The sequence below is a fragment of the Vreelandella sp. ssv genome (genome assembly GCF_059448525.1).
This window is the reverse complement of sequence record NZ_CM182545.1, coordinates 4,035,100-4,061,330: the sequence shown is the minus strand read 5'-3', so window position 1 is coordinate 4,061,330 and position 26,231 is coordinate 4,035,100. Positions and strand designations below refer to the sequence as shown.

Sequence of the window (26,231 nt, the reverse complement as noted above, 5' to 3'; positions counted from 1 at the left end):
CCCATAGTGAGCAAGCGGCATCCATTGCCTGTCTTGCGTGGATAGACGTGTCATAGCGTAGCGCAACTGACACCTATAGAGGTTTTGTTTTACAAGGTTTGGACACAGAGTTGGGCTGCCTGGCCGAATAGTGACTATGCTAAAGGCCTTATGGCACTAAATAAGCGAAAGCAACGCGCAAGGAAGGCATATAGCAATGAACCCCTCTAATAACGACGAAAGACACCCCAAGACCGTGAACCCCGAAAGCAGCACATTTTCACTAACCGTCAATGGCGAACGGCATACGTTAAGCCTGGATAACCGCACAACGCTGCTGGATGCCCTGCGTGAGCATCTTAAGCTGACGGGCACCAAGAAGGGCTGTGACCACGGCCAGTGTGGCGCCTGCACGGTGTCGGTGAACGGCGAGCGCATCAACGCCTGCTTGTCCCTTGCGGTCATGCACGAAGGCGATGATATTTCGACCATCGAAGGGGCGGCTGAGGTCGATCATCTTGATCCTATGCAGCAAGCCTTTGTCGATCATGACGCTTTCCAGTGCGGCTACTGCACGCCGGGACAGATTTGCTCGGCCAAGGCGGTGCTTGACGAGATTCAGGCGGGACTGCCCAGCCATGTTACCAAAGATCTGAATGCGCCGATTGAGATCAACGATGCGGAAATTCGCGAGCGGATGTCGGGCAATCTTTGCCGCTGCGGCGCCTACGCCAACATCCTCAAGGCCATCAACCAGGTTGCGGAGGCGCGCTCATGAAGGCCTTTTCCTATGAACGCGTCAGCGATCCGGCCCAGGCGGCAGCCCGTGCGGCGGAAGTGCCAGGCGCCAAGTTTATTGCGGGCGGTACTAACCTGCTGGACCTGATGAAGCATGAGATCGAAATCCCCCAGCACCTGATCGACGTAGGGGGCACGGGTCTTGACGAGATTACCCCGACGGATGAGGGCGGACTACGCATTGGCGCGCTGGTCAGCAACACCGCGCTCTCGGCGGATACCCGGGTCCGTAAAGACTATGCGGTTTTGAGCCGGGCGCTGGTGTCGGGTGCCTCCGGCCAGCTGCGTAACAAGGCGACCACTGGCGGCAACCTGCTCCAGCGCACGCGCTGCCCCTATTTTTACGACACCGGTATGCCTTGCAATAAGCGCTCGCCAGGTGCTGGCTGTGCCGCGCTCAGTGAAGGTGCCACCACGCGACAGTTGGGCATTATCGGTACATCCGATGCATGCATTGCCACACACCCTTCTGATATGGCGGTTGCTCTTCGCGTGCTGGATGCCGAAATAGAAACCGTGACGTCAGCGGGTGAAACGCGCCGCCTGACCCTGGATGAGTTTTATCAACTGCCCGGCGATACCCCGGAGATAGAGAACGCGCTGCAAGCCGGTGAAATGATCACCGCCGTGCTGCTGCCGCCACCTGTCGAGGGCCGTCATGCCTATTACAAAGTGCGCGACCGGGCCTCCTATGCGTTTGCGCTGGTATCCGTTGCGCTGATTCAAGCCTCCGATGGAACGGGGCGCGTTGCCCTGGGCGGGGTGGCACCCAAGCCCTGGCGCCGTGATGACGCCGACGCGGCGTTACCACAGGGCGCATCCGCTGTCATGGCCCGCTTACTGGACGGTGCCCGCCCGACGCAAGAGAACGCCTACAAGCTTACCCTAGCAGAACGAACGCTCGCCGCGCTGCTGGCTCAGGAGTGACCCATGGATTTCAATCAATCAACGGAAGATAACCTGTTCGATCATGCCCGCATTATCGGCAAACCCCACGCGCGAATCGACGGTCTGCTCAAGGTAACCGGCCGCGCGCCCTACGCTTACGAGCGGCATGACGTGGCAGCCAACCAACTGGTGGGATACCCCGTGTGCGCAACGATTGCGCGAGGGAAAATCACCCATATGGATGCCTCGGCTGCCCGCGCTGCCCCCGGCGTGGCGGCTGTTATTACCACACTGGAGCTTGAGCCGCTGGCGCGTGCCGACAGCAACGTGGCCCACTTGTTCGGCGGCGCCACCGTTGAGCACTACCACCAGGCCATCGCGGTGGTGGTCGCCGATACCTTGGAGCAGGCGCGTGGTGCGGCGTCATTGATCGAGGTGCGCTACGAGGAGGCGAAGGGCGTGTTTGATCTTGAAGATGCGTGGACGCGCCTGCAGAGCACCGGCGAGCCGGTGGCCAACGTAGGTGATGTGGATGCGGCGTTTGCTGCTGCGCCGGTCACGCTGGATGAAACCTACCGCACCGCCTCGCAAAGCCACGCCATGATGGAGCCTCACGCTTCTATCGTGGACTGGTCGGATGGCGGGCAGATGACGGTATGGACATCGAATCAGATGATCGAGTGGACGCGCCAGGCGCTCGCCACCACCTTCGATATCGACGCCGATAGGATCCGGCTGGAAAGCCCTTATGTGGGCGGCGGCTTTGGCGGCAAGCTATGGCTACGCGCCGATGCGGTGCTGGCGGCACTTGGCTCGCGAGAGACCGGGCGACCGGTCAAGGTGGCCTTGCCACGCCCGATGATCTTCAACAACGCCACGCACCGCTCTGGCACCATTCAGCGCCTGCGCATCGCGGCCGATTCAGATGGCAAGATTACCGCTTTCGACCATACCGCCGTTTCCCATACGCTGCCCGGCGGCAGTGGTGAAGATGCGGTCAACCAGACCCGCTGCTTCTACGCAGGGGAAAATCGTCGCGTGGCGCACCATCCTATCGATATGGGCCTGCCCGAATCGGCGGATATGCGTGCCCCTGGTGAAGCCTCGGGGCTGGCAGTACTGGAGATCGCCATGGACGAGATGGCGGAGAAGCTTGGCATGGACCCGGTGGAATTCAGGATTCTCAACGACACCCAGGTCAATCCCGAGGAGCCATCGAAGCCTTTCAGCGACCGCCATTTTGTGGAGTGCCTGCGAAAGGGCGCCGACACCTTCGGCTGGGCTGACCGTAACCTTAAACCGGCCAGCCGACGCGACGGCCAGTGGCTGATTGGTCACGGTATGGCCGGTGCCTATCGCGGTTCGCCCACCCTGACCTCGGGCGCGCGGGTGCGCTTGCAGAACGGCCGCCTGATCGTGGAAACCGATATGACCGATATCGGTACCGGTTCCTACACCATTCTGACCCAGACGGCGGCAGAAACCATGGGAATGGAGATGCAGGACGTAGAGGTGCGCCTCGGCAATAGCGCCTACCCGACCTCCTCCGGCTCGGGCGGGCAGTTTGGTGCCACAAGCGCCACCGCTGGCGTTTATGCTGCCTGTGTGGCGCTTCAGGAGCAGATCGCCAAACGACTGAACGTTGACGAGGCGCGCTTTGAAAATGGCCGTGTCGTCGCCGGGCAGACAGACTTGGCGCTGGCGGACGTAGCCGATGGCGAAGAGATAGTGGCTGAGGATTCGATCCACTTTGGCGACTTCAAGGACGAGCTGGAGATAGGCACTTTCGGCGCGCACTTTGTCGAGGTGGCCGTGAATGCCTATACCGGGGAAACTCGCGTGCGGCGTATGCTGGCCGTGTGCGATGCAGGCCGCATTCTTAATCCCATCACGGCGCGCAGTCAGGTGATTGGCGGCATGACCATGGGCGTTGGCGCTGCCTTGACCGAGGGCATGAGCGTGGATACCGAGCGCGGCTTCTTCGTCAACCATGATCTAGCAGGCTACGAAGTGGCGGTACATGCGGATATTCCTGAGCAGGAGGTCATCTTTTTGGATACCACTGATGCTGCTTCATCGCCCCTAAAAGCCAAAGGGGTGGGGGAACTGGGTATCTGCGGCGTAGCGGCCGCGATTGGCAACGCGATCTACAATGCTACCGGTATTCGGATCCGTGAGTACCCGATGACGCTAGATCGCATGATTGCGCAGTTGCCGCCTGCGTAAAACCATGGGGATATGGCCGCTAGTCTGAGCTCTATGCCGAGGGGCGAAAGCATCTCTAATCATTTGAACGCTTAGAGGCTTAGGGATTGTTTGAAGGTCCCTAAGCCTCTTTTAATTTCGCCCGCTGCATTGCCGTTTTGCTATTTCTACCAATAACATCCATAGCGGCATCGAAAGCCCGCGCACCTAGGTGTCTTGATGATGCCACGGCAACCTGCCTATTTTGCCTTCATTAAGGCTCTAAACGTATTTACTGGGATTATTTATAAGCCAAGTGTTGGTATTTTTTTCCACTGTCGATCAAATTAGTGAATATCGACTGAAGAAGAGCTATCAGGCTAAAAGATATAAAGCAACGACAGTACCAGCGCCTGCCATACCTAACGTGTCCAGGGTGTCTAAAAAGTCATTATTTAAAGAATTCAGGAAGAAGTGCATGGTTTTGCTTGCACTGCTTAATCGTAATGACTGCGATATACTACTTACCCCGATGCTGAGTATGGCGATAATAATTTCAATTGTTTCTATCTCAAATAAAGTGATAAGAGAAGTAAGAAGAATAGTTAATATCACGCATACTCGAAATGGTAGCCAATACCAGTAACTGAAATCCTTTTCATCACTCGCTATCCAGCTATCAGAAGCGATTTTTTTGTTTAATAAGAACGGTATGGACATTCCAATGCACCTAAATCAGGGTGAAGTTGAATCGATCTTGCCACCGAATACTTAACGATTACTTACGTGTTTAACTTCTGGAGAGATGTCTCCACGCTTAGCTAATCTCTTCTGCCTGCTAGTAAACGTCCGTTGCTACGACAAGCAAACCCAATACGCTGTGAAATAATTTATCGTGCGAGACGGTCTTATCAGAGATTTGGCGTAAGCAGCCCATAGCCAAGCAATACTATTTACCGACTTTCTAAAAAAATATCTTGAGTAATCCAGGTGTCTTTCCATGTGGGGTGCGTGACGAAAAAGCAGTGGTTTTTCCACGGAAGTGACATGAACAAAAAATACAAAAGGGTAGAGGGTGAGGCAGAGCATCACTTCTTGTTTAAAGGCAGATTCATTTATCCAGCATGATTGTAAACTCGATACTGCATTGATAGAGGCGCGGGAGATGCGTTTAATATCCGTGCCTAGCGTAATGTTCAGGTCACTATAAAGCGCAAAACTTAACGAATAGTTATGCGCTTTCATTCATTAACTGGCGTACGTGTGGGCGGCTCTGGGGGGAGATGTTACGCACTGTTTTGGATGATCTGCTAACGCGTCCGCATGAGCGGATGTTGTCGAGGCTCGACCCTCAAGATTAGCTTGTATGGCTTCTATTACCGTGCTGATCTCTGGGCGCCATAGAATGGTGTCATAGGCTTCTCGTGGTACGAAAGCGAATGATTTTTTCTGGCGTACTAGGGAAATGGTGGCGATATCGAGTGCCGCCGCTAAGTGCATTGGCCCTGAGTCTGGGGTCACGAGTAATCGCGCACGCTCTAAAACGGCGGCGAAGTGACGGATAGGAAGCGGTGGGCATAAGCTGCCATACAGCGATGACCTCAAACGCTGCTCAATAGGAGCCAGAAGCCTAAACTCCTCCGGTCCAAGAAATACGACATAGCGTAATTTGTGGGCTTCCATCGCATCGATGAGCATTAACCAAAATGCCAACGGCCAACGTTTGTTTTGATGCCCGCCAACGAAGATCGCAATAAAATTAGTCTCCGATGGATGGTCGCGATGAAGGCTAACTAGCTGTTGTATTTCCTTCATTGCCCGGTAGCGTTCCTGCTCTGTTAACTGGAGCAGTGGCCGATTACGACAGGCAACACCGAGCGGACGTGTCAAATTAACGATGGCATCATAAGCATGTGATGACTTCCCTTCAGCTTCAATGCTGTACCAGCGCTGGTGACCCTTACGTGACCCCATGCTGTACCGTGCCCTTATTAACCGGGTCACTATAAAACCGCTCGTTGACCCCCCACTCACTTGTACCGCTAGGTCATAGCGTTGTGCTCGTAAGCGTCGTAATAGTGTCACGCACTGCCAAGGACGGAGAATGGCGGCTCTTGACAGTAAATGAAAATGATCAACGGGACGCTGCTGCAACAGTGGCAATGTTTTATCAGTCGCTAAATAATCTATGCGCGCGGCAGGAAAACGTTCACGAAAAGCATCGATGACAGGGGTACTGATGAGTGCGTTGCCCAGACGAAAATTGGGGCGAATAATGAGAATTTTTTCTATGCCCACAAGGCTGTCAATGGTTTCTGGTGCAGGCGCTTTGAGGATATGACGTATGCCTTCCAGTAAATATCGCTTCATTCTTTTTTCTAAAAAACGGGCCATTATTTTTAAATAATAGTTTGTTCTAATGAGGGTTAGTAAATGCATACTCTGGCGCTCTGTTCAGTTAATAGACAATGATCTGCCCACGGTAGCGGCAGGGCAGTTTCAAAATGACCGCTATTGAAGGCGCTGCTTTGGCTTTGCCCATAGCGTAAGAGGTAGCTTGAGCCTAATAACTTAAAGAAGAGTTAAAACGGCGTAGCTGTTTGCAAAACTGGGAAGTAGGGTTACTGGTTGGTTGACTTCAGGTGAGGTTGTTGTGTGATATGAGCCTTTATATTTAAGAAAGGCTTAAGTCTTGGCAGCGAAGATGGTGGTTTGTCGATTGAGGAAGCAGCATGCGCGCACTGCTAATAGAGGATGATCCCTTGCTCGGGGATGGCATTAAAACGGCGCTGGAACGCGAGGGGTACACGGTCGACTGGTTTATGCTTGGGCGCGAAGCAATCAGTGCTGTCAGTAGCGAGACCTTCAGTGTGATTATTTTGGATCTTGGCCTGCCTGATATGGACGGTATGCAAGTACTGCATTTACTGCGTCAGCAATCCGTTCTGCCTATTCTGATTTTGACTGCTCGTGATGCGATGGAAGATCGCATTGGTGGTTTAGATGCGGGTGCTGATGACTATGTGCTCAAGCCTTTTAACTTGCAGGAGTTACTCGCCCGTTTGCGCGTCGTAATGCGACGCGCTGAGGGGCGCGCGTCGCAGATATTGACACTGGGAGCGCTGAGTATTGACGAGGCCCGCCATGCGGTGAGTTGGCGGAACCAAGAAGTCACCTTGGGCAGGCGAGAGTATGCCTTATTGCTAGAGCTAGCTAGGCACCCCGACAAAGTGCTGTCTCGCCCCCGTTTGGAAAATCTGCTTTATGGCTGGGGCGAAGAGGTTGAATCCAATGCGGTGGAGGTTCACATTCATCATCTTCGTAAAAAGCTTGAAAAGCATCTGATCATTAACGTGCGCGGGATTGGCTACCGATTGGATAGCAAAGCGCAATGATATCGATACGGCGTTATCTACTCCGCACGTTGGCCGTTACCATGATTGTTGCCGGGGGAGTGGCGTTTACCGCGGCCTACTTAATTACAGATCACGAGCTGGAAGAAATTCTCGATACCCAGCTCAGTCTGCATAGCCGGATCGTGGCTGGCCAGCTCGATCCAAACGCGACCATTGACGACTATGCTCGCCTCGCTTCGCGCATGGGCCTGCCTGGACATCCGACACAGCTATATCGTGACGGTATCGCAGTGCCCTTGAGCCGTTCTGAATCGGGTCCCAAGCTTTACCACGAGGAAGAGCTGAAATTAGTGCTGGGTTTTTGGAATGCAGATGGCTCACCCAGACTGTTAGGGGGCAAATGGAATGATGTCGGCCCTTTCCCAGCACCTTTAGAGGAGGGTTTTCGCTGGGAAAGCTACGATGGTCATCGTTGGCGGGTGTTCAGCATGTTCGACGTTGCCAGCGATACCTGGATCAGCATGGGGCTGCGAGGTTCGTTTCATGATGAAGTGGTGGAGCGCATCACCTGGAACAATTTATTGCCGATGCTTTTATTGCTGCCACTCCTCCTTTGGCTGATGAGCCTTATTATTCGGCGGGGTATTACGCCCATCCAAGCGCTTTCCAGCCAGGTACAAGGCCGCTCAGCCCATGACTTGCGTAAAATCGATAACCCGGTTCCTCAAGAGCTTAATGGATTACGCCAATCGCTAAACGACTTTATCGCCCGGTTGAAAGAAACGTTAGAGCGCGAAAGGCGTTTCACTGCAGATGCAGCACATGAATTACGTACTCCCTTAGCCGCGCTGAGGATCCACCTAGATAACGCGCAGGCAGGGGGTGAGCATTCACTGCAAAAGGCTTATGTAGGTGTCGATAGGCTTCAGCGGGTGGTAGAACAACTGCTTATTTTGGCTCGTTTGGATCAAGTCGCCACAACCTCACCGGCCACTATCGATCTCTATCCTATTATTGCTGAATTGGTCGCCGAGCTGTGGCCACTCGCTGAAGAGCGAGGTCAGCACTTAAGGCTAACAGGCTTAACCCGGCTGGAGGTTCGCGCCGACGAAGTCGAGGTGGGTATTCTCTTTCGTAACCTCCTGGATAACGCCCTGCGCTATACGCCGGAAGGTGGCTGGATTGAGGTGGAGTTGGCGCTTTGGGAGGGTTTGCCTCAGCTTATTGTAAGAGACACTGGCCCCGGCCTCCCTGAGGCACTTTTGGATAAAGTCACTGAGCGCTTTAGGCGTGCGTCTGGTCAGGGAACCACTGGCAGCGGATTGGGTTTGTCGATTGTCTCGGAGTTGGCTCAGCGTCAAGACGCACGGCTTACGCTTAGCAACCGCACGCCCAATGGCCTAGCGGTCAGTGTGACGTGGGGAAAAAAATAAGCAGCAAGCAACCTGAATTAGGTGAGAGCTGTGGGTTATATTTTCCTCTATACCTGCGACAAAAAGGCAGGTTTGCGTCCATTTCGCCGCTTGACCTTGGGGCTACCTATAGGCCGTAAGATAAAAGGTTAACGAATGCCACCAGCTTTTTTTACTGATAGGGCTTATAACTGATAGAGCTTATAACTGATAGGGCTGGGTATCGCCTAGCTCGTCAACTATTGGTTTAGCCACGCCTTTAAGGAGACGACTCATGAAACGTTTTACCGCTAAGTTGTTGTCGAGTGCTTTGATGTTAGGGGCTGCCACAGCTCAGGCCGCACTGCCCACTGAAGCCACGTTGTTCAAAAACCCCCAGTGCGGCTGCTGTGACGGTTACGCACGCCATCTTGAAGAACTCGGTATAAAAGTGACGGTTATTGATGATGTAGAGCTGGGTGATATCAAGCAGCAGGCGGGCGTGCCCTATGGCTTGGGGGCGTGCCATACCATCGAGATGGGCGAGTATTGGATCGAAGGCCATGTTCCGATGGAGGCCGTGCAGGCGCTATTTGAGCAACAGCCTGATGTTGACGGTATTGGTTTGGCCGGTATGCCCATTGGCACGCCGGGCATGCCTGGGCCGCAGGAGGAGCCCTATAACGTCTACGCGTTTAGCGATCAGCAAGATGAGCCGTTCATGACACTGGCGCCGTGACAACGGCCGCTTAAGACTTTTCTGGTAACGCATAGCTGGCGGTGACATGCACCACTGGGCGTATGTCATCGCTGGCTGAGTAGATTTGTACTTCGCCCACGGCTAGGCGGCGGCCGAGCTTGATTAACTTGGCGTGGGCGATAATGTCGTGATCGCCGGAAGCCGCGCGGAGGAAGTGGCAGTTTAAATCGCTGGTCACGGCCATCGCCTCCGGGCCGATTTGCGCCAAAATAGCGACGTACATGGCGACATCCGCAAACCCCATCATGGTGGGCCCGGAAACCCGCGGGCCAGGGCGCAGATGCTCGTGGCCAACCTTCAGGCGCATAGTGGCACTCATCTCACCCACGCATTCAATTTTGCCCATTCGCTGGGGGAACACCTCATCCAGGAAATATTCAATTTGCTCGGCAGTCATCACGGTCATGGTTGTTATCCTTTATATAAAAAAGCCCCGAGGCTTGCGCCTCGAGGCTGATTACACCATAAAATGCGTTTACTTCGCCTTATGCACCTGACGCCACTTGTGCAGTAGCGGCTCGGTGTAGCCAGAAGGCTGCACGCGACCTTTGAAGATCAGGTCAGAGGCAGCTTTGAAAGCAGTAGAATCTTCAAAGTCGGCGCTCATGGCCGTATAAGTCGGGTCGCCTGCGTTCTGCTCATCGACCACTTTTGCCATGCGCTTGAGGGTCTCTTCCACGCGGGGTGCATCGACAATGCCGTGGTGCAGCCAGTTAGCGATGTGCTGGCTGGAGATACGTAGCGTCGCGCGGTCTTCCATTAGGCCAACGTTGTGGATGTCCGGTACTTTCGAACAGCCCACCCCGTGCTCTACCCAGCGGACTACGTAGCCCAGAATACCCTGGCAGTTGTTGTCCAGCTCCTGCTGCTTCTCTTCATCCGACCAGTTAGCATTTTCAGCCACCGGCACGGTGAGTAGATCATCCAGGTAATCGGGCTCACCCAACTCTTCCAGCTCGCGCTGAACATCGGTGACGTTAACTTGATGGTAGTGCAGCGCGTGAAGCGCGGCAGCCGTCGGCGAAGGTACCCAAGCGGTATTGGCACCGGCTTTCGGGTGGCCGATTTTCTGCTCCAGCATGTTATGCATCAGGTCAGGCATGGCCCACATGCCTTTGCCGATCTGAGCGCGTCCACGTAGGCCGCAAGCAAGGCCGACTTGTACGTTGCTCTTCTCATACGCCTGGATCCACGCAGCGCTCTTCATATCGCCCTTGCGAACCATGGGGCCTGCTTCCATGGCGGTATGCATTTCATCGCCGGTACGGTCGAGGAAGCCCGTGTTGATGAATGCTACGCGGGAAGCGGCTTCCGCAATACACGCCTTGAGATTGACGGTGGTGCGGCGCTCTTCATCCATGATACCCATTTTCAGGGTATCGCGGCTCATGCCTAAAATGTCTTCGACGCGACCAAACAGTTCGTTGGCGAAGGCGACTTCTTTAGGACCGTGCATTTTCGGCTTCACGATATACACAGAGCCGGTGCGCGAGTTACGCGGCTGACTAGCGTCTTTTTTCAGATCGTGCAGTGCCAGCAGCGAGGTAACCACAGCATCCAAGATACCTTCTGGCAGCTCGTTGCCATTCTCATCCAGAATCGCTGGCGTGGTCATCAAGTGACCCACATTGCGAATGAACATCAGCGAACGGCCGGGCAGTGTGACGCTACCGCCATCGCTGGTTTGCCAGGTGCGGTCAGCGTTGAGCTTACGGGTAAAGGTTTTGTCGCCTTTCTCGATCTTCTCTTCCAGATCGCCCTTCATCAGGCCGAGCCAGTTGCTGTAAACACCGACCTTATCTTCTGAATCCACGGCGGCAACGGAGTCTTCACAATCCATGATGGCGGTCAGTGCGGCTTCAACCACGACATCTTTAACGCCCGCCGGGTCGGTCTTGCCGATTGAGTCGCTGGGATCGATCTGGATTTCCAGGTGTAGGCCATTGTTGCCCAGCAGAATGGCGTCGGGTTTGGCTGTTTCGCCGGTGAAACCGATCAGCTTGCCGGCATCCTTCAGGCCTGTCTCACGACCACCTTCCAGGGTGACGACCAAGTGCTCATCACGAATGGCGTATTTCACCGCATCACGGTGCGAGCCAGTGGCCAGCGGTGCCGCGCGGTCAAGCACGCCACGAGCGTAGGCAATCACTTTGGCGCCGCGTTTTGGATTGAAGCTGGTGCCTTTCTCAGCGCCATCGTCTTCTGAAATGGCATCGGTGCCGTAGAGAGCATCGTAAAGGCTGCCCCAGCGCGCGTTAGCTGCGTTCAGTGCGTAGCGGGCATTGCTTACCGGTACGACCAACTGAGGCCCTGCTTGAACGGCCACCTCACGGTCAACGTTGGCCGTGGTTGCTTTGACGTTTGCCGGAGCCTGCGCTAAGTAACCGACCTCTTTCAAGAAGCGACGGTAACCGGGCATATCGGTAACAGGGCCGGGGTTTTCCCGATGCCAAACGTCGAGCTGTTCTTGCAGTGTGTCGCGCTCTTCCAGCAATTGACGGTTTTTAGGAGTCAAATCGTGAAACAGAGCATCCACACCGGCCCAAAAGGCATTTTCGTCAACGCCTGTTCCCGGTAACGCCTGCTCATTGATAAAACGATCTAAGTCGGCTGCCACCTGTAAACGGTGGCGCGTGATACGCTCACTCATGGGGTATCTCCTGTGAGGATGCCCGTGAAAAATTAGTTTGCCACGGTCAGAGTAAAATGTATTTATGGAAAATAATTCCACACCTGCTCGGGCATGTAAACAGCGTAGACCCTAAAGCGGTAAAATGCTCGACCAAATGACTAGCAAGTAGATTTCGGGAACGCGACTCATCAGCCGCGTCTAGGTCAATGGAAAATGGCGTTATGGAGAAACAACGATGCGTGATTTCCAACACTTGGAAGGCTTGTTTCGCCATGCCTCGGGCGAGACCGCCCTTAGCCGTCTGCTGCCTGGGGAAATATTGACAGACGCCATGCAGGACTACTTTCAGCACTACGGTCTGGAAGCGCTGCTACTCGAAACCAGTGAAGTACACGCAGGCTTTATTGATACTGGACGCTTTGCGCTCTGGTGCCAAGTGTGGAGTCCTCCTCAGCCGGTGGGCACTGCTTTTGTCGTGCACGGTTACTTTGATCATATGGGGCTGTACCGTCATCTATTAAAGCGCCTGCTGGCGAAAGGCTGGCGGGTAGTGCTGTGGGATCTTCCCGGTCACGGCCTTTCCAGCGGAGCGCGGGCAGAAATAGAAGATTTTGATGACTATCAGCACTGCCTGACCCATTTGCAGATCATTCTGAAGAGCCAAGGCATGGCGCCTGCGCCGTGGTTAGGGGTAGGGCAAAGTACCGGCGGCGCCATTCTGGCCACGGATGCGCTCACCCGCCGTGAGGCCGCTGGTTGGGCAGGTTTAGTGCTGCTCGCACCCCTGGTGCGGCCTTGGGGCTGGAGCCAAACCAGCTGGCTACACCTGATCGCCAGCCCGTTTGTAAAAGCGCTGCCGCGTAAATACCGCTCCAACTCTACCGATGAGCAGTTCACCGAGTTTCTACGTGAGGGTGACCCGCTGCAGCCCGAGCGCCTAAGCGTTGCCTGGGTGAGCGCCATGCGTCGCTGGATGCCTCGCTTGCTGGCGCAGGAGCCCAACCTGCTGCCTACCCTGATACTCCAGGGCGAGCAGGACTTGACCGTCGATTGGGAGTGGAATTTAGCGATCTTGGCAAAGAAATTTCCCAATGCCGAAATTCATCGCCACCCGGAAGCTCGTCACCACTTGGTGAATGAGGCAGATCCCATTCGGGAAGTGCTGTTTGAAGCGCTGGATGGGTTTGTAGATGGTTTTGTCGATAATGTTAGTAAATAGTTTTTATAAAACACGTTGGTGAGATAGCCCCTAACGTCTCGAGCACTGAATAAATTCCGCTACGGATTTATTCAGTGCTTTTACTTTTCTATGTAAACACTTACTTGCCTTACTGGGCGTTCAGGAAGTCTTCTACATCGAGCAGTATTAGCTCATTATCATCGGCGTGGCCTTGCTGGCGACCAATCGAGAAAGGGTAGTTGTTGTCATTGGCGACCACGATGGTGCTCTCATCGACACGATCCACGTTCTCAATGGTCACAAAGGGGAAATTAAAGGTGCCGTTGATCGTGCCGCGTGGAGCAATGCCGTCTGGATCCTGGATATCCATAAGGTCGATATAGGCGATTTTCTCAAGTACGCCCTGCTCATTTGTGCGGTTGAGATCGACGAGATAGATGCGTTTGAACTCGGCAGGATTGTCTGCCCACTCTTCTCGCGGATCGCCCTGACGGCTATCACGCTCAATGATCAAGCCGCGAGTTCCGCCAATGAGATTGAAATCGCCAATCGCATGATCCGCTGACGCCAAGGGGTAGTAGCGGGTTGTGTCGCCCCATTCGCCGGTTTCAGTATCGAGCTCGAACATTCTTAATACGGGAGTGCCATCAATGGTTTCCGGGGCGTTGGCGTTGCTGTCCCAGACTGGCTTTTCCAATAAAGGGTAAAGGGTGGTTTGGTCTTCGGAGAGCGCCATGCCCTCGTAGCCTCCGGAGCGAAACACCACCACTTCATCAGCGAGAGGCGCGCCAGGGTTCGGGCTGAGGGCAAAAGCATTGTCGGGTGAGCGCATCAGCGTCCCATCAGGGTTGGTGGCCAGCACTTGCAGCACTTCGCCCGCACTATCGACCTGGATAATCCAGGGGCCGAACTCATCGCCAATCCAGTAGTTATCACCCACCGGCTGTATCGATTCAATATCGAAATCAGCCCCGGTTAAAAAACGACCAGGCGTAGCTTCATTCATAATCGGGAAGGGCACCTTGCGGTTTGGATCCGATAGTTGAACGGTTTCTTCGATGATGACGCGCCCAGTGTCCCAGTCAGTCTTTACGATGTTAAACATCAAAATGACGTCAGAGGAGTTCGCTTTGGAGCCAAAGCCGTTATCGGTTAATACCAAGAAACGGTCATCGCCAAGTGAGCGAATACCTGAAAAACCCTGCAGAGGCTGGCTGGGGAAGGGTAGCGCTAAGCCCGTGGCTTGCATGTTCGTATACAGCTGCTCAACGCGGCCCTCTTGGCCAGTAAAACGGCCGGAGACGTTGTAGTGCTCAGCGGCACCGGCAGGAGCCGCCACAAAGGTGCTGCCGGGTAGCTGGGCATGGCCGGACAATGTAGCTGGAAAGACCTGCTGGGCGTGTGCCACACCGGTAAATGCAAAGAGAGTAAGAGCAGTGGTTAATACTGGCTTTATCATCGCTATTTCACCATTTAAGAGGGGTCAGAGCTGTTTCAGCTTTCGCTAATTTTCCTCGGCAATAGTGATAATTGAATGACACTACGTAGACGTTTTAATGGCAGCTAAAGACCAAGCCGTTGATTAGCAAAAAATGCATTGCTGAAAACACGCTGGACTGGCTGTCACGACCCTACCAGGATACGCCGGGGCTTGGGTTATTTGCCGGTAAGTGGGCAGCGCTGGTGGCGGCTTCCCCTGGTGGGCTAGGTGGCATCCGTGCGCTGCCCCTTGGTCAGCAACTGTTAGCCAATCTGGGGCTGGTCGTGCTGCCACAGCCATTGTCGCTGGCGAAAGCGGGCAGCGCCTTCAATGATCGTGGCGAGTTACACGATGAAACCACGGGGCAAAAGCTTGATGCGCTGTGTCAACGCCTAGTGGACTCACTGGCAGCCACCCGCTAACCGTTCAGTGACTTTCGGGGGGGCTTACGCCCCTTTCAACATCCGATCTAACTGCCGGTAGCCAATCGCTTCAATAAGGTGCGGCTGGGTGGGCTTAGGAGCGCCCTCTAGGTCGGCTAGTGTCAGGGCCACACGCAGTACGCGGTGATAGGCGCGGGCAGAGAGCTTGAGCTTTTCGAGCACGCCCGCCAGCCAGGCGCGCTCTTCATCGTTAAGTGCGCAGGCGGCTTCCAGGGCTTTACCGCTTAACTGGCTATTCAGCGCGCCGCGGGCCATTTGGCGTTCCCGGGCGGCCATTACTCTTTCACGAACAGCTTCCGATGATTCGCCTTGGGTTTGCGCGGTGAGCTGTTCGGGCGGCAGCGCAGGGACTTCTACCTGTAGGTCGATACGGTCTAAGAGGGGCCCGGAAAGCCGTGCTTGATAACGCTGGATTTGGCTGGCGGTACACTGGCAGCGCTGGCGTGGGTCGCCCAAGTGACCGCAGGGGCAAGGATTCATGGCAGCCACTAGCTGAAACTGCGCTGGATAACGGCGTTCATGGCTAGCGCGGGCTAAATGAATTTCTCCTGTTTCCAGCGGCTGGCGCAGTACCTCTAATACATGGCGGGAAAACTCGGGCAGTTCATCTAAAAACAGTACACCATGATGAGCGAGTGAGATTTCGCCGGGCTTGGGTTTTGAGCCCCCGCCAACTAACGCTGCCGCGCTGGCACTGTGATGGGGCTGGCGAAACGGCCTTTTGCCCCAATCGGCTTCCAACGCTAGCCCGCAAACTGATCGCACGGCGGCGACTTCCAGGGCATCCTCCTCGGAAAGCGGCGGCAGAATGCCCGGCAGGCGGCTGGCCAGCATGGTTTTACCGGTGCCGGGTGGGCCAGCGAAGAGAAGGTTATGACCACCGGCCGCGGCGACTTCCAGTGCGCGGCGCGCCTGCTGCTGGCCGCGCACATCGGCAAGGTCATCTACCGGGGCGGTGGTTTTTACCGAAGCGCTGAGCTTGTGCGGGGGAATCTTCTCTTGATCGAGCAAGTGCGCCACGACCTGCCAGAGAGTGTCGGCAGGCAGCACCGGCAGGTCGCCCGCCAGGGCAGCTTCATCGGCACAGTCGCGGGGAATAATCAGCGCTTTTTTTGCTCGCCGAGTGGCCAGCGCAAACGGCAGTATTCCCGGCACCGCGCGCAGCTTGCCATCCAGGGCCAGCTCACCAGCACACTCCATGTCCTCTAGCGCTTCTACCGGAATTTGCCCGGAGGCGGCCAGAATGCCCAGTGCGATGGGTAGATCAAAGCGACCACCCTCTTTGGGAAGATCGGCGGGGGCGAGGTTTAAGGTAATACGGCGCGTATTAGGGAAATCAAAGCCCGCATTGACCAATGCGCTGCGCACCCGTTCACGGCTCTCTTTAACGGCGGTTTCGGGTAAGCCCACTAATGTCAGGCCCGGCAAGCCATTAGCCAGATGCACTTCAACATGCACCGCGGGTGCGTCCAAACCCACGCCTGCCCGCGTGGCGACAATGGCTAGCGTCATTGCATTCCCTCGCTGATTTTTCGTATGGCCTTAAGCTAATGCTTGGCGAAACCTACGTTATCTTAAGTAATTAAACTAACGTAATTAAGAACGCTTTGGTAGTCTTAGAACTTGCTAATCATTCGAGGGGGAGCTCACTACATGCGCTGAGGCTAGCGCCTTGGTCAGTTCCCGGGCAAAGCGTTGGGCGGAGGGGAGCGCGCCGAAACTCCATACCGGTGGCAGGCGCAGCAGCCTGTCGTTTTTGACACTGGGAAGATGCTGCCATAGGCCGCTTTTGGCCAGCTGCTCTTCAACCCCAGCGGGCAATGGGTCGATAATCACCAGCGCTGCCTCCGGGTAACGCGCCAACGCTTCAACCCCTACCAACGCAAATCCCCAGGCATTGGTGGGTTGATCCCAGGCATTGGGGAGGTCGAGCTGCTCCAGCACGGCGTTGTACAAGCTGTTGTCCCCAAACACCCGCACGTGGCGGGCATCCATAAACTGAATCATGAGTAGCGGCGCGATTTTTGACTGTGAGAGAGGGCTGGATTCGCGCAGGCTAGTCATCAAGGCTTGGGTGTCGTTAATTAGCTCTTCTGCTTGGGGCTGGTGCTCGGTTAACTCGCCTAGCTGGCGAGTGAGGGTTTGCATCTCCTCCCAGGTATCGGTGCCGGGGGAGTAGAGCGCGAACGAAGTGACCGGTGCGATTCGCTCAAGGCGTGGCGTCAAACCCGCAAACATGGGTGAAATAAGCGTCTGCTCTGGCGGCACTTGTGCCAGTAGCTCAAAGTTGGGCTGGGTACGTAGCCCCATATCGGTGGCACTCTCGGGGATACGAGGCTCACCCACCCACTGGTGGTAGTCACTCTGCTGGGCGACGCTGCTGACAGGTGCGTCAATCGCCAGCAAGGTTTCGGCTATCGTCCAGTCAACCGCTGCCCACTGGGCCTGGGCAGTTGAAAAGGCCATTAAGCAGACGGCGAACAGCCCGAAGCGTGTGAGTCTTGAGAGCGCGGTGGTGTGGCGCATGGTGATGAGAGGCCATCCGAAAAATAAGAGCTGTATTTAAACGATAATATTTATTGTTTGCAAACCTAGCTTCAAGGAAAAATGCCCAGGCGCGTTGGCCTGGGCAGAGTTGCTCACGATTACTCCTCGAAACTTAGGCAAGGGCTTAGAACAGAAGCTTAGAATCGGTAGTGGACGCTAGCGGTGATGCCCCGCTCGGCGCCGAAGTAGCAGTACTCCAGGGAGTTACAGGAAGCCACGTACTCTTTATCTAGCAGGTTGTTCACGTTTAAGCGCGTTTCGACCCCTGCAACGCCAAGCTGGCTGAGGTCGTAACCAATGGTGGCATCGACCAGGGTATAGTCGGGCACGGTTTCGGTGTTGGCCCGGTCTGCGGCGATATCCGCGTAGTGACGTACGCCAACACCCATATCCAAGCCGTTCAGCCAGCCATCGTTGGCTTTGTAATGCCCCCACAGTTGAACCTGGTGCCGGGGTGAGTAAATCGCGTTATTGCCCTGGTTACCGTCATCGCTTTTGGCGTAGGTGATATCGGTGAAGCTATAGCCCGCCTGCAGCGAGAGGGTCTCCGTTAGCTGGGTTTGCGCTTCCAGTTCCAGTCCCTGGGATTCGATTTCACCTACGGCGCGGTAAGGGTCGGTGGGCTGCTCTTTGGTGGCAACGTTCTCCTGGCTGATATGGAACAGCGCTGCGCTGTACTGGCTGGTGCTGCCGTTAGGCTGGTATTTGACGCCGGTTTCCCACTGTTCGCCTTCCATGGGCTGTAGCAGATCACCGCTTTCATCCACGAAGCTGGTGGGGGTGAACGCGGTGGAGTAGCTCAGGTAGGGCGCTACGCCGTTATCGAATAGGTAGACCACCCCGGCGCGGCCACTGAACTGGGTGTCGCTGAGGGAGCTGGTATCCCCGCTATCGCGGTTGGTATTGTCGATATTCACCCAGTCGTAGCGGCCTCCCAGGGTGAAGCGCCAGTTATCGAGGGCGATTTGGTCTTGCAGGTAAACTCCGGTCTGGTCGATCTCATGGCGTTCGCGCACTGGGGCGTAAAATTCGATGGGATCGCTACCATATACCGGGTCAAACGCATTGAGCGGCGGGAAATATCCCGAAGGCCATGACACATCGTTTTCCCGCTGTTGGTAATCCACCCCGAACAGCAGCGTGTGATCCATAAAGCCGCTGCTAACGTTGGCTTCTAACTGGTTGTCGAGTGTCCAGGCTTCCAGCGACTCATCGCTGCCGGAGTAGTAACGGGTGAGTTCATCAGAGGTCGGAGACGTCCAGCCATAGCCGTAGACCTGATTGAGTACCACGTCGGAATTGAGGTAGCGCATCAGTTGGCGGCCGGTCACCTGGTCGTTGAAGTGGTGCTCAAGTGCGTAGCCGAACATACGTTGGGTGCGCTCGTAAGCGTTGTAGTCCTCTTCACCGTCAAAGAAGTTGTTACTGATCTTGCGGCCATTATGGGTGACCACGGCTCCTTTATAGGGTACGCCGGAGTGGTAGCCGCCTTCCGGTTCATCCTGAAGATACGCCTCTACGGTTAAACTGGTGTCGTCAGTGATATCCCAGGTGAGCCGGGGTGCTATGGCGTAGCGCTGCTCTTCTGCCGGGCCAAACTGGGTATCCGCGGCGCTGGCTATGCCGGTCAGGCGAAAGGCCATCCGCTGCTCTTCGCCAATCGGCCCGGTGAGGTCAAAAGCGGCGCTGCGTTGGTGATTATTACCCACTCGAAAACGCAGCTCACCGCCCTGTTCAAACTCTGGTCGCTTGCTGTTCAGGGCCACCACCCCACCAGGGGAAGCGCGGCCATAGAGTACCGAGGCGGGCCCGCGCACCACTTCGATGCTTTCCAGAAACCATGGATCAATGCGCATGCTGCTATGGGAGTTGGCATCGCCCATGACCTTTAAACCATCTAGAAAGGTATTGCTCAAGCTGCCGTCAGAAAACCCGCGCAGTACCAGGTAATCGAAACGGTTGGAGGCGCCAATTTGATTGCTGTAGACACCCGGTGTGTAGTCGGTGGCCCGCTGAACGGTATCCACACCGCGATTATCCATCTGCTCGCGGGTAATCGTGGAAACGCTCTGGGGTGTTTCAATAAACGGCGTTTCCACTTTAGTCGCTGCCTGTTGAGCGGTGACTGTGACAGTGCCTAGCTCAGTGCTCTCTTGGGCATACAGGGGAGATGCCCACAGGGCGGCGATGATGGCCGCACTGAGCGGCGTGCGTGAAAAATAGTGAAGTGGGAAGCGGCTATAGGAGGCGTACATGGCGTGAATACCTGCGCAAAAAATTGATTAACTAAGTTGTTAATGAGAATTATTGCGCTTAATGGTGCTAAAAAGGTATGCGCGATGACAAAGCAGCTATGCGTACTGCCAAGAAAGCACTCTCTAAGGAACGCATTGCGTTCAGCACAGTGCAGCCACTCAGCCTCGGTTGAGCACTGCATGGGGTGCGATGCCAAAGGCTCGTTTAAAAGCGGTGGCAAAATTAGTAGCGTGGCGATAGCCACTGGCGTGAGCGGCTTGCTGCACGCTGTAGCCGCGCTGTAAATCACGATACGCCTGAGCCAAGCGGCATTGGCGCAGGTGATCAAACAGTGAGTAGCCATAACAGGCACGAAACTTCTGGCGCAGACTGCTGGGACTCATGGCGGCATCGCGGGCTAAGTCGTTTAAGCAGTAGCGCTGGGTGGGGTCATCAACAATGCGTTGATGCAGGCGCGTTAGGCAGTTGCGTTCGCGCGGGGTCAAGCGAACCCCTGGTCGCTGGCTGGCGGAATGCATGGTCAGTGGTGACAACTGGCTCGGTGGCAGGCCATGGCCGAGTAGTTGGAGTGCTAGCCCATGCCATACCAGAGGCTGACGGCAGGCGCTGGGCGGTTGATCGATAGTGGCACGCAGCAGCGTAATCAGCGTTTCAGGTAGCCGCCAGCGATGCAGCAAGGGCTCTTGTGGTGTCGAGGGGAGGCCGTTGGGTGCTGTGGCGAGCACGGCTAGGTTAACGGTGCGTAAGCGAGATTGAGCGGGTTGGTAGACCGTAAGCGAGTGCTGGGGAGTAAAGTGGGCGCAAAGTCCATCACCTGCTGAAAATGCCTGGCATTGGTTGCCTACCGTGGCAGTAATGTGACCTTCCAGCACCACGCTAATAAACCAGGGCAGCGTTTGGCGGGAAGCCGACCAGTAGGTGCGCTCAACCTTTAGATCCGAGAGCGTTAGATGCAGTGACGTGGAGAGGCTAACATCGTGAACACGGCCATGGGCGACGGGGGCAACACCTGCGCACCTGCCTTCAACTCGGTAATCGATCCCAAAACGTAACCCCAGCTGCGCTAACGAGTTTGGGGTAAGAATATGCGGTGCCTGATCTGCAGACGGATGAGCTGAGAGGGTGTTCATGAGGTCGTGGCACTATCGTCTTCAATCAAATGCATCAAATTGGCGCACTGACATGGGCGGTATCTCATCGAGATGAAATGTTCTGCGCTAGCAAATACCACTCAACAGCGGTGTCGGCACCGGCTTGACCTATATTGGTGCTTCTGAACGATCAATTTAGTGAGTAAGCCAGTTCATTTGGATTGGCGGAGTATGGAAAGCGTTTAGTAAGAGGAAAATAACACTGGAGGGGAAAATGTCAATGATATTGATTCGTGTTTGTGTTTTTGCTGTGCAAAACGATCGCCCGAGCGCTTCGCTGCAATAAGTCTTGGGCGGTCGGCAATAGATGATCGCTCTCTATTGCCGATACTCATACTAAGTACCTGAGTTATTAATGCTCTAGCGGCTAGCTTGGTTTGTTGTCTTCACTCGTGTCGCTGTTTGGCTCAGGAGTAGGGACTGGCGGTACTTCTGCTTCAAGCGGTGTAGCAGCAGGGGCAGTGGAGGCTTCTACAGTGGCCTCCAGGTTGGCAACTTGTCGCTCTAGCGCTTCCACCCGTGAACGCGTGCGCTGTAATACGTCCATCAAAATATCGAAATCCTCTCTCGAGACAAGCTCCAGGCGGTCAAAGGCGCCACGCACGACTTGCTGCACACCCTTTTGAATATCTTCCGGTGCCTGTGAGGCGTTTTGTAAACGGTCGCCAATCTGCTGGGCCAATCGGCTGATACGGTCTTGAGGCGCCATAGCTGCTCTCTCCTAAATAACTAATTAAATGTACGCATATGAAAACGGCTTACCTGTAAGGATACGCAACAGTTGGCGAATTCGCATGCGCCTTGTGCATTTCCTGCTGCGGCTTTGCTTTGCATTGAAATGGGGCAGGCTACATTTTCTTATGCTCTTTTTTGGTGCAATAGCCGTGATATGAGGATGAGTTTGGTTATAGAGGGCGCTTTGATAGTCATTGGATGTCAGCTAATTGGCTGACTTTTAAGCAAAAAAAATCAGCTGGCACGGTATGCGCATTATCGGTTCAGGTGCTTATTCTGGCGGCAAGTGTCGCTACCAATCTAGCAGGACTTATCCAGCAGGGGAGATCCGGGATGAAACTCATCACCGCTATCATCAAGCCATTCAAGCTCGACGACGTTCGTGAGGCACTCGCCGACAACGGCGTGCAGGGCATTACGGTTACCGAAGTGAAAGGTTTTGGCCGTCAGAAAGGGCATACCGAACTGTATCGCGGCGCAGAGTATGTCGTCGATTTTCTACCCAAGGTAAAGGTTGAGGTAGCCGTCGACGATGCTCGTTTAGAGAGTGTGCTGGATGCGATCTGCAGCGCAGCCAATAGCGGCAAGATCGGTGACGGCAAAGTGTTTGTTACGCCACTGGAAGACGTGATCCGTATCCGCACCGGCGAACGCGGCGCTGACGCCGTCTAATCACGGCTAAACCAGACATTAAACGGGGAACATACAATGAATGAGTTTACAGAGTTGAGCTACGCGCTCGATACGTTCTACTTCCTAATTTGCGGCGTGCTCGTCATGTGGATGGCGGCTGGCTTCTCCATGTTGGAGGCGGGCCTGGTACGCTCCAAAAACACCGCTGAAATTCTAACCAAAAACGTTGCGCTGTTTGCCATTGCCTGCACCATGTACCTGTTGGTCGGCTACTATATTATGTACTCCAGCAGCGCTGGCGGCTTCCTACCCAATCTGGGCTTCCTGATTGGCGCTGAAAACAGCGTTGATGCGGTGACTGCCGGTGGTGATGACGCCCCTTACTACTCCATGCGTTCTGACTTCTTCTTCCAGGTAGTGTTCGTCGCCACCGCCATGTCGATTGTGTCGGGTGCCGTGGCTGAGCGTATGAAACTGTGGGCCTTCCTGGCGTTTGCCGTAGTAATGACCGCGTTTATCTATCCGGTGTCTGGTTACTGGACCTGGGGTGGTGGCTGGTTGTCTGAAGTGGGTTACTCTGACTATGCGGGCTCAGGCATTGTGCACCTTGCCGGTGCAGCTGCAGCCCTTGCAGGCGTCATCGTACTGGGACCGCGTAAAGGCAAATACGGCAAAGATGGTTCTATCCATGCCATTCCTGGTGCCAACATGCCGCTGGCAACGTTGGGTACCTTCATCCTGTGGATGGGCTGGTTCGGCTTCAACGGTGGTTCCGAGCTCAAGCTGGCGGCCGTCGATTCTGCTAACAACGTGGCGCAAGTGTTTGTAAATACCAACGCTGCAGCGGCGGGTGGTGTCATTGCCGCGCTGATTCTGGCCAAACTGTGGTTCCGTAAAGCTGACCTGACCATGGCGTTGAACGGTGCATTGGCGGGTTTGGTCGCCATTACCGCTGATCCGCTCTCCCCGACTGCACTGGGTGCCACTATTATCGGTGCAGTAGGTGGCATCATCGTGGTGGCTGCCATCGTTACCCTTGATAAGCTGAAGCTAGATGATCCGGTCGGTGCGATCTCTGTGCACGGTGTGGTCGGTATCTGGGGCGTACTGGCGGTGCCTTTGACCAATGACGGCGCCTCATTCGGTGCTCAAATCATCGGTATTGCAGGTATCTTCGGTTGGGTCTTCCTGGCAAGTCTGGTGGTATGGCTCATCCTGAAAGCCATCATGGGTATCCGTGTCAGCGAAGAAGAAGAGTACGAAGGTGTTGATATCGCTGAGTGTGGTCTTGAAGCCTACCCAGAATTTGGTATTAAGAAATAAGTTAATGCCAACCCATTGAGCTGGTGTGCTCCTTATAGCCTCCCCTAAAGTGGGAGGCTTTTTTATTCTCTGACGATAGCGGTGTATGCTGGTGGTTAGCGGTTCTCGGTTGGCTTACCAGTCGCCGTGCAACCCGACCCCATTACGGCCACCCAGTTAGAGGATATGGTAATGAAATTGATCACAGCTATTATCAAGCCGTTCAAGCTCGACGATGTGCGCGAGTCGCTCTCCGACATCGGCGTGCAGGGTATTACGGTGACGGAAGTGAAAGGATTTGGGCGCCAGAAAGGGCATACCGAGCTTTATCGTGGCGCTGAGTATGTGGTGGACTTCCTACCCAAAGTGAAACTGGAAGTCGCCGTAGACGACGACATGGCCGAGCAAGTGATCGATGCCATCACCCAGGTAGCTAACACGGGTAAAATCGGCGACGGCAAAATTTTTGTGATGCCGTTGGAACAGGTGATTCGTATCCGTACCGGCGAAACGGGCAAAGACGCCGTTTAAAATACAAAACCCCCGCTAGTCGGTTTATATCCTCAAACCGATTAGCGGGGGTTTTTAGTGACTAGCGTGTAGGACTGTATGTTTACTTACTATGTCACTTACTTTTCGACAAAAGCGCGTTCAATGACGTAATCGCCGGGCTCGCCCATGCGGGGTGAGATATTCAGACCCAGCTCATCGAGTAGCGCGCTGGTGTCGTCAAGCATGGCGGGGCTGCCGCAGATCATCGCACGATCCTGGCGTGGGTCGATGGGCGGCAAGCCGGTATCTTCAAACAGTTTACCCGTCCGGATATGGTCGGTTAGGCGTCCCATGGTGTGGAACTCTTCCCGGGTAACGGTCGGGTAGTAGACCAGCTTTTCAGTGATATCTTCACCCAGGTACTCGTGGGCGGGAAGCTCTTTGGTGATGAAGTCAGCGTAAGCCAGTTCAGAGACTTCACGCACACCGTGTACCAGCACGATTTTCTCATAGCGCTCATAGACATCAGGGTCTTGAATCAAGCTCATGAACGGCGCCAGGCCAGTACCGGTCGAAAGCATGTACAGGTTGCGCCCAGGCAGCAGGTCATCGGTGACCAGCGTGCCGGTAGGCTTGCGGCTGACCATGATTTGATCGCCCACTTTCAAGTGCTGTAGGCGTGAGGTCAACGGGCCGTCGGGCACCTTGATGCTGAAGAATTCAAGATGATCCTCGTAGTTGGGACTGGCAATGGAGTAAGCGCGCATCAGCGGTTTGCCATTCACTTCCAAACCAATCATCACGAACTGACCGGTTTTGAAGCGTAGGCTGCGCTCGCGGGTGGTGCGAAAGCTGAACAGGGTATCGTTCCAGTGGTGAACGCTAAGCACTTCTTCCAGAGCAAACTTACTCATGCCGTTTTCTCCATTAGCCGACGTTGGCGCTAAGCCGTATCGGGCATATTCTTTAAAAGAATAAAAAAGATTAAATATGTTGTCAGCAAGTCTAAGTAAAGGGTGGTATATCTGTTAAGCAAATTATATTGATAACGGTTATCTGAAAAATAGATATAGATCAAAAATAGGTCAGACGCTATGCACTATACCTTGCGGCAGTTGGAAGTCTTTGTAGCGGTCGCCCAGCATGAGAGCGTCTCCCACGCAGCGCGGGCTCTCTCCATGTCTCAGTCAGCGACCAGTACCGCGCTTGCCGAGCTGGAGCGTCAGTTCGATTGTCAGCTGCTGGACCGCATTGGCAAGCGCTTAAAGCTCAACGCGCTGGGGTTTCAGCTATTGCCCAAAGCGGTGGCGCTGCTTGATCGCGGTGAAGAGATTGAAGAACTTCTACGTGGTCAGAAAGGGGTTGGCTCGCTGGAGGTAGGGGCTACGCTGACCATTGGTAACTACCTTGCCACGTTGCTCATCAGCGACTTTATGCAGCGTCACCCCGGCAGCCGTGTGCGCCTGGCGGTCCGCAATACGCGCCATATTATCGAAGGCGTGCGCCAGCACTCGCTGGATTTAGGCTTGATTGAGGGACAGTGCGACGATGAGATGATCATCAGCCAGCCCTGGGTGGAAGATGAGCTGTGCGTGTTTTGCTCACCGCGCCACCCACTGGCAGGCCGCGAGCATCTTGAGCTTGAGCAGTTGCTGCGAGAAGACTGGATTATGCGTGAAGAGGGCTCTGGCACCCGCATGACGCTGGAGCACGCTGCCCGCCACCGCCGCAGCCGGTTTAACACCCTGCTGGAGCTGGAGCATACGGAAGGTATTAAGCGCGCCGTTGAGTCGGGGTTGGGAATTGGCTGTGTTTCACGCTTAGCCCTACGCGATGCCTTCCGGCGTGGCAGCTTGGTACCGCTGCCCACGCCGGAGTTGGATCTAAAGCGTCAATTCACGTTTATTTGGCACCGGCATAAATACCTCACCACCGGCGTGCGCGAGTTCCTGCGCCTGTGTCGTGAAATGACCGCCGGAGCCAAGCGTAGCGACGATATTGCGCTACCGCCGATTCCTTAATCC

23 protein-coding genes are annotated in these 26,231 nt (G+C 55.0%); 12 read left to right on the top strand and 11 right to left on the bottom strand.

Annotation, left to right across the window (positions count from 1 at the left end):
- The first annotated feature begins 196 nt into the window (after positions 1 to 196).
- Genes AC5TBW_RS18560 through paoC form a run of 3 tightly spaced genes read left to right on the top strand, consistent with a single transcriptional unit; the run spans position 197 to position 3,891 of the window.
- Complete coding sequence (locus AC5TBW_RS18560) at positions 197 to 757, top strand: 2Fe-2S iron-sulfur cluster-binding protein (protein WP_495509973.1); 561 nt, start codon at positions 197 to 199, stop codon at positions 755 to 757.
- Positions 754 to 1,704, top strand: a complete 951-nt coding sequence (locus tag AC5TBW_RS18555; RefSeq protein WP_495509972.1) for an FAD binding domain-containing protein — start codon at positions 754 to 756, stop codon at positions 1,702 to 1,704. Before AC5TBW_RS18560 ends, AC5TBW_RS18555 begins: the two co-directional genes overlap by 4 nt.
- 3 nt (positions 1,705 to 1,707) lie before the next feature.
- Positions 1,708 to 3,891 (top strand): aldehyde oxidoreductase molybdenum-binding subunit PaoC, encoded by a 2,184-nt coding sequence (gene paoC / locus AC5TBW_RS18550; protein ID WP_495509971.1) that lies wholly within the window; start codon positions 1,708 to 1,710, stop codon positions 3,889 to 3,891.
- Between the two features lie 333 nt (positions 3,892 to 4,224).
- Here the strand turns inward: paoC and AC5TBW_RS18545 are convergent, their stop codons facing one another.
- Together AC5TBW_RS18545 and AC5TBW_RS18540 are read right to left on the bottom strand one after the other, a co-directional pair.
- Positions 4,225 to 4,569 carry a hypothetical protein gene (locus AC5TBW_RS18545; protein WP_495509970.1) on the bottom strand — a complete coding sequence of 115 codons (345 nt, stop codon included), beginning with the start codon at positions 4,567 to 4,569 and terminating at the stop codon, positions 4,225 to 4,227.
- A gap of 528 nt (positions 4,570 to 5,097) precedes the next feature.
- Positions 5,098 to 6,288, bottom strand: a complete 1,191-nt coding sequence (locus AC5TBW_RS18540) for a glycosyltransferase family 9 protein (RefSeq protein ID WP_495509969.1) — start codon at positions 6,286 to 6,288, stop codon at positions 5,098 to 5,100.
- A gap of 293 nt (positions 6,289 to 6,581) precedes the next feature.
- Between AC5TBW_RS18540 and AC5TBW_RS18535 the strand changes: the two genes are divergently transcribed.
- The 3 genes from AC5TBW_RS18535 (at position 6,582) to AC5TBW_RS18525 (ending at position 9,335) form a co-directional block, all read left to right on the top strand.
- Entirely contained in the window at positions 6,582 to 7,244 is a 663-nt protein-coding gene (locus AC5TBW_RS18535) for a response regulator (protein WP_495509968.1), read from the top strand.
- Positions 7,241 to 8,638, top strand: coding sequence for an ATP-binding protein (locus AC5TBW_RS18530; RefSeq protein WP_495509967.1), 1,398 nt, complete (start codon positions 7,241 to 7,243; stop codon positions 8,636 to 8,638). The genes AC5TBW_RS18535 and AC5TBW_RS18530 overlap by 4 nt, the downstream gene beginning before the upstream one ends.
- A 253-nt stretch (positions 8,639 to 8,891) precedes the next feature.
- A complete protein-coding gene (locus AC5TBW_RS18525; RefSeq protein WP_495509966.1) occupies positions 8,892 to 9,335 on the top strand; it encodes a DUF411 domain-containing protein in 444 nt (147 codons plus the stop codon).
- Positions 9,336 to 9,345: 10 nt separating this feature from the next.
- Here the strand turns inward: AC5TBW_RS18525 and AC5TBW_RS18520 are convergent, their stop codons facing one another.
- Together AC5TBW_RS18520 and AC5TBW_RS18515 are read right to left on the bottom strand one after the other, a co-directional pair.
- Positions 9,346 to 9,762: a PaaI family thioesterase gene (locus tag AC5TBW_RS18520; RefSeq protein ID WP_495509965.1), complete on the bottom strand. Its 417-nt coding sequence runs from the start codon at positions 9,760 to 9,762 to the stop codon at positions 9,346 to 9,348.
- A 69-nt stretch (positions 9,763 to 9,831) separates the two neighbouring features.
- Positions 9,832 to 12,006, bottom strand: coding sequence for a malate synthase G (locus tag AC5TBW_RS18515; RefSeq protein WP_495509964.1), 2,175 nt, complete (start codon positions 12,004 to 12,006; stop codon positions 9,832 to 9,834).
- Positions 12,007 to 12,223: 217 nt separating this feature from the next.
- Here AC5TBW_RS18515 and AC5TBW_RS18510 point away from each other — a divergent pair, with 217 nt between their 5' ends.
- On the top strand, positions 12,224 to 13,207 hold the full coding sequence (locus tag AC5TBW_RS18510; protein WP_495509963.1) for an alpha/beta fold hydrolase: 984 nt from the start codon (positions 12,224 to 12,226) through the stop codon (positions 13,205 to 13,207).
- Between the two features lie 109 nt (positions 13,208 to 13,316).
- Here the strand turns inward: AC5TBW_RS18510 and AC5TBW_RS18505 are convergent, their stop codons facing one another.
- Positions 13,317 to 14,627, bottom strand: a complete 1,311-nt coding sequence (locus AC5TBW_RS18505) for an esterase-like activity of phytase family protein (protein WP_495509962.1) — start codon at positions 14,625 to 14,627, stop codon at positions 13,317 to 13,319.
- A 119-nt stretch (positions 14,628 to 14,746) separates the two neighbouring features.
- Here AC5TBW_RS18505 and AC5TBW_RS18500 point away from each other — a divergent pair, with 119 nt between their 5' ends.
- Entirely contained in the window at positions 14,747 to 15,070 is a 324-nt protein-coding gene (locus AC5TBW_RS18500) for an NADPH-dependent FMN reductase (RefSeq protein ID WP_495509961.1), read from the top strand.
- Positions 15,071 to 15,094: 24 nt separating this feature from the next.
- Here the strand turns inward: AC5TBW_RS18500 and AC5TBW_RS18495 are convergent, their stop codons facing one another.
- The 5 genes from AC5TBW_RS18495 to AC5TBW_RS18475 all read right to left on the bottom strand — a co-directional run bounded on the left by AC5TBW_RS18495 (position 15,095) and on the right by AC5TBW_RS18475 (position 21,754).
- Positions 15,095 to 16,603, bottom strand: coding sequence for a YifB family Mg chelatase-like AAA ATPase (locus tag AC5TBW_RS18495; RefSeq protein ID WP_495509960.1), 1,509 nt, complete (start codon positions 16,601 to 16,603; stop codon positions 15,095 to 15,097).
- A 114-nt stretch (positions 16,604 to 16,717) separates the two neighbouring features.
- Positions 16,718 to 17,617: an ABC transporter substrate-binding protein gene (locus AC5TBW_RS18490; RefSeq protein WP_495509959.1), complete on the bottom strand. Its 900-nt coding sequence runs from the start codon at positions 17,615 to 17,617 to the stop codon at positions 16,718 to 16,720.
- 158 nt (positions 17,618 to 17,775) lie between these two features.
- Positions 17,776 to 19,893, bottom strand: a complete 2,118-nt coding sequence (locus AC5TBW_RS18485) for a TonB-dependent siderophore receptor (protein WP_495509958.1) — start codon at positions 19,891 to 19,893, stop codon at positions 17,776 to 17,778.
- A 159-nt stretch (positions 19,894 to 20,052) separates the two neighbouring features.
- Positions 20,053 to 21,024 (bottom strand): helix-turn-helix transcriptional regulator, encoded by a 972-nt coding sequence (locus AC5TBW_RS18480; RefSeq protein ID WP_495509957.1) that lies wholly within the window; start codon positions 21,022 to 21,024, stop codon positions 20,053 to 20,055.
- A gap of 388 nt (positions 21,025 to 21,412) precedes the next feature.
- Entirely contained in the window at positions 21,413 to 21,754 is a 342-nt protein-coding gene (locus tag AC5TBW_RS18475; RefSeq protein ID WP_495509956.1) for an accessory factor UbiK family protein, read from the bottom strand.
- Between the two features lie 359 nt (positions 21,755 to 22,113).
- Here AC5TBW_RS18475 and AC5TBW_RS18470 point away from each other — a divergent pair, with 359 nt between their 5' ends.
- The 3 genes from AC5TBW_RS18470 (at position 22,114) to glnK (ending at position 24,246) form a co-directional block, all read left to right on the top strand.
- Positions 22,114 to 22,452, top strand: coding sequence for a P-II family nitrogen regulator (locus AC5TBW_RS18470; RefSeq protein ID WP_007112359.1), 339 nt, complete (start codon positions 22,114 to 22,116; stop codon positions 22,450 to 22,452).
- A gap of 36 nt (positions 22,453 to 22,488) precedes the next feature.
- Entirely contained in the window at positions 22,489 to 23,736 is a 1,248-nt protein-coding gene (locus AC5TBW_RS18465) for an ammonium transporter (RefSeq protein ID WP_280105053.1), read from the top strand.
- A gap of 171 nt (positions 23,737 to 23,907) precedes the next feature.
- Entirely contained in the window at positions 23,908 to 24,246 is a 339-nt protein-coding gene (gene glnK, locus AC5TBW_RS18460; RefSeq protein WP_007112362.1) for a P-II family nitrogen regulator, read from the top strand.
- A gap of 98 nt (positions 24,247 to 24,344) precedes the next feature.
- On the opposite strand, the gene AC5TBW_RS18455 is transcribed toward glnK, so the two are convergent.
- Entirely contained in the window at positions 24,345 to 25,121 is a 777-nt protein-coding gene (locus AC5TBW_RS18455) for a ferredoxin--NADP reductase (protein WP_008956562.1), read from the bottom strand.
- Positions 25,122 to 25,301: 180 nt separating this feature from the next.
- On the opposite strand from AC5TBW_RS18455, the gene AC5TBW_RS18450 reads away from it, so the two are divergent.
- Positions 25,302 to 26,228 carry a LysR family transcriptional regulator gene (locus AC5TBW_RS18450; protein ID WP_495509955.1) on the top strand — a complete coding sequence of 309 codons (927 nt, stop codon included), beginning with the start codon at positions 25,302 to 25,304 and terminating at the stop codon, positions 26,226 to 26,228.
- Positions 26,229 to 26,231 lie beyond the last annotated feature (3 nt).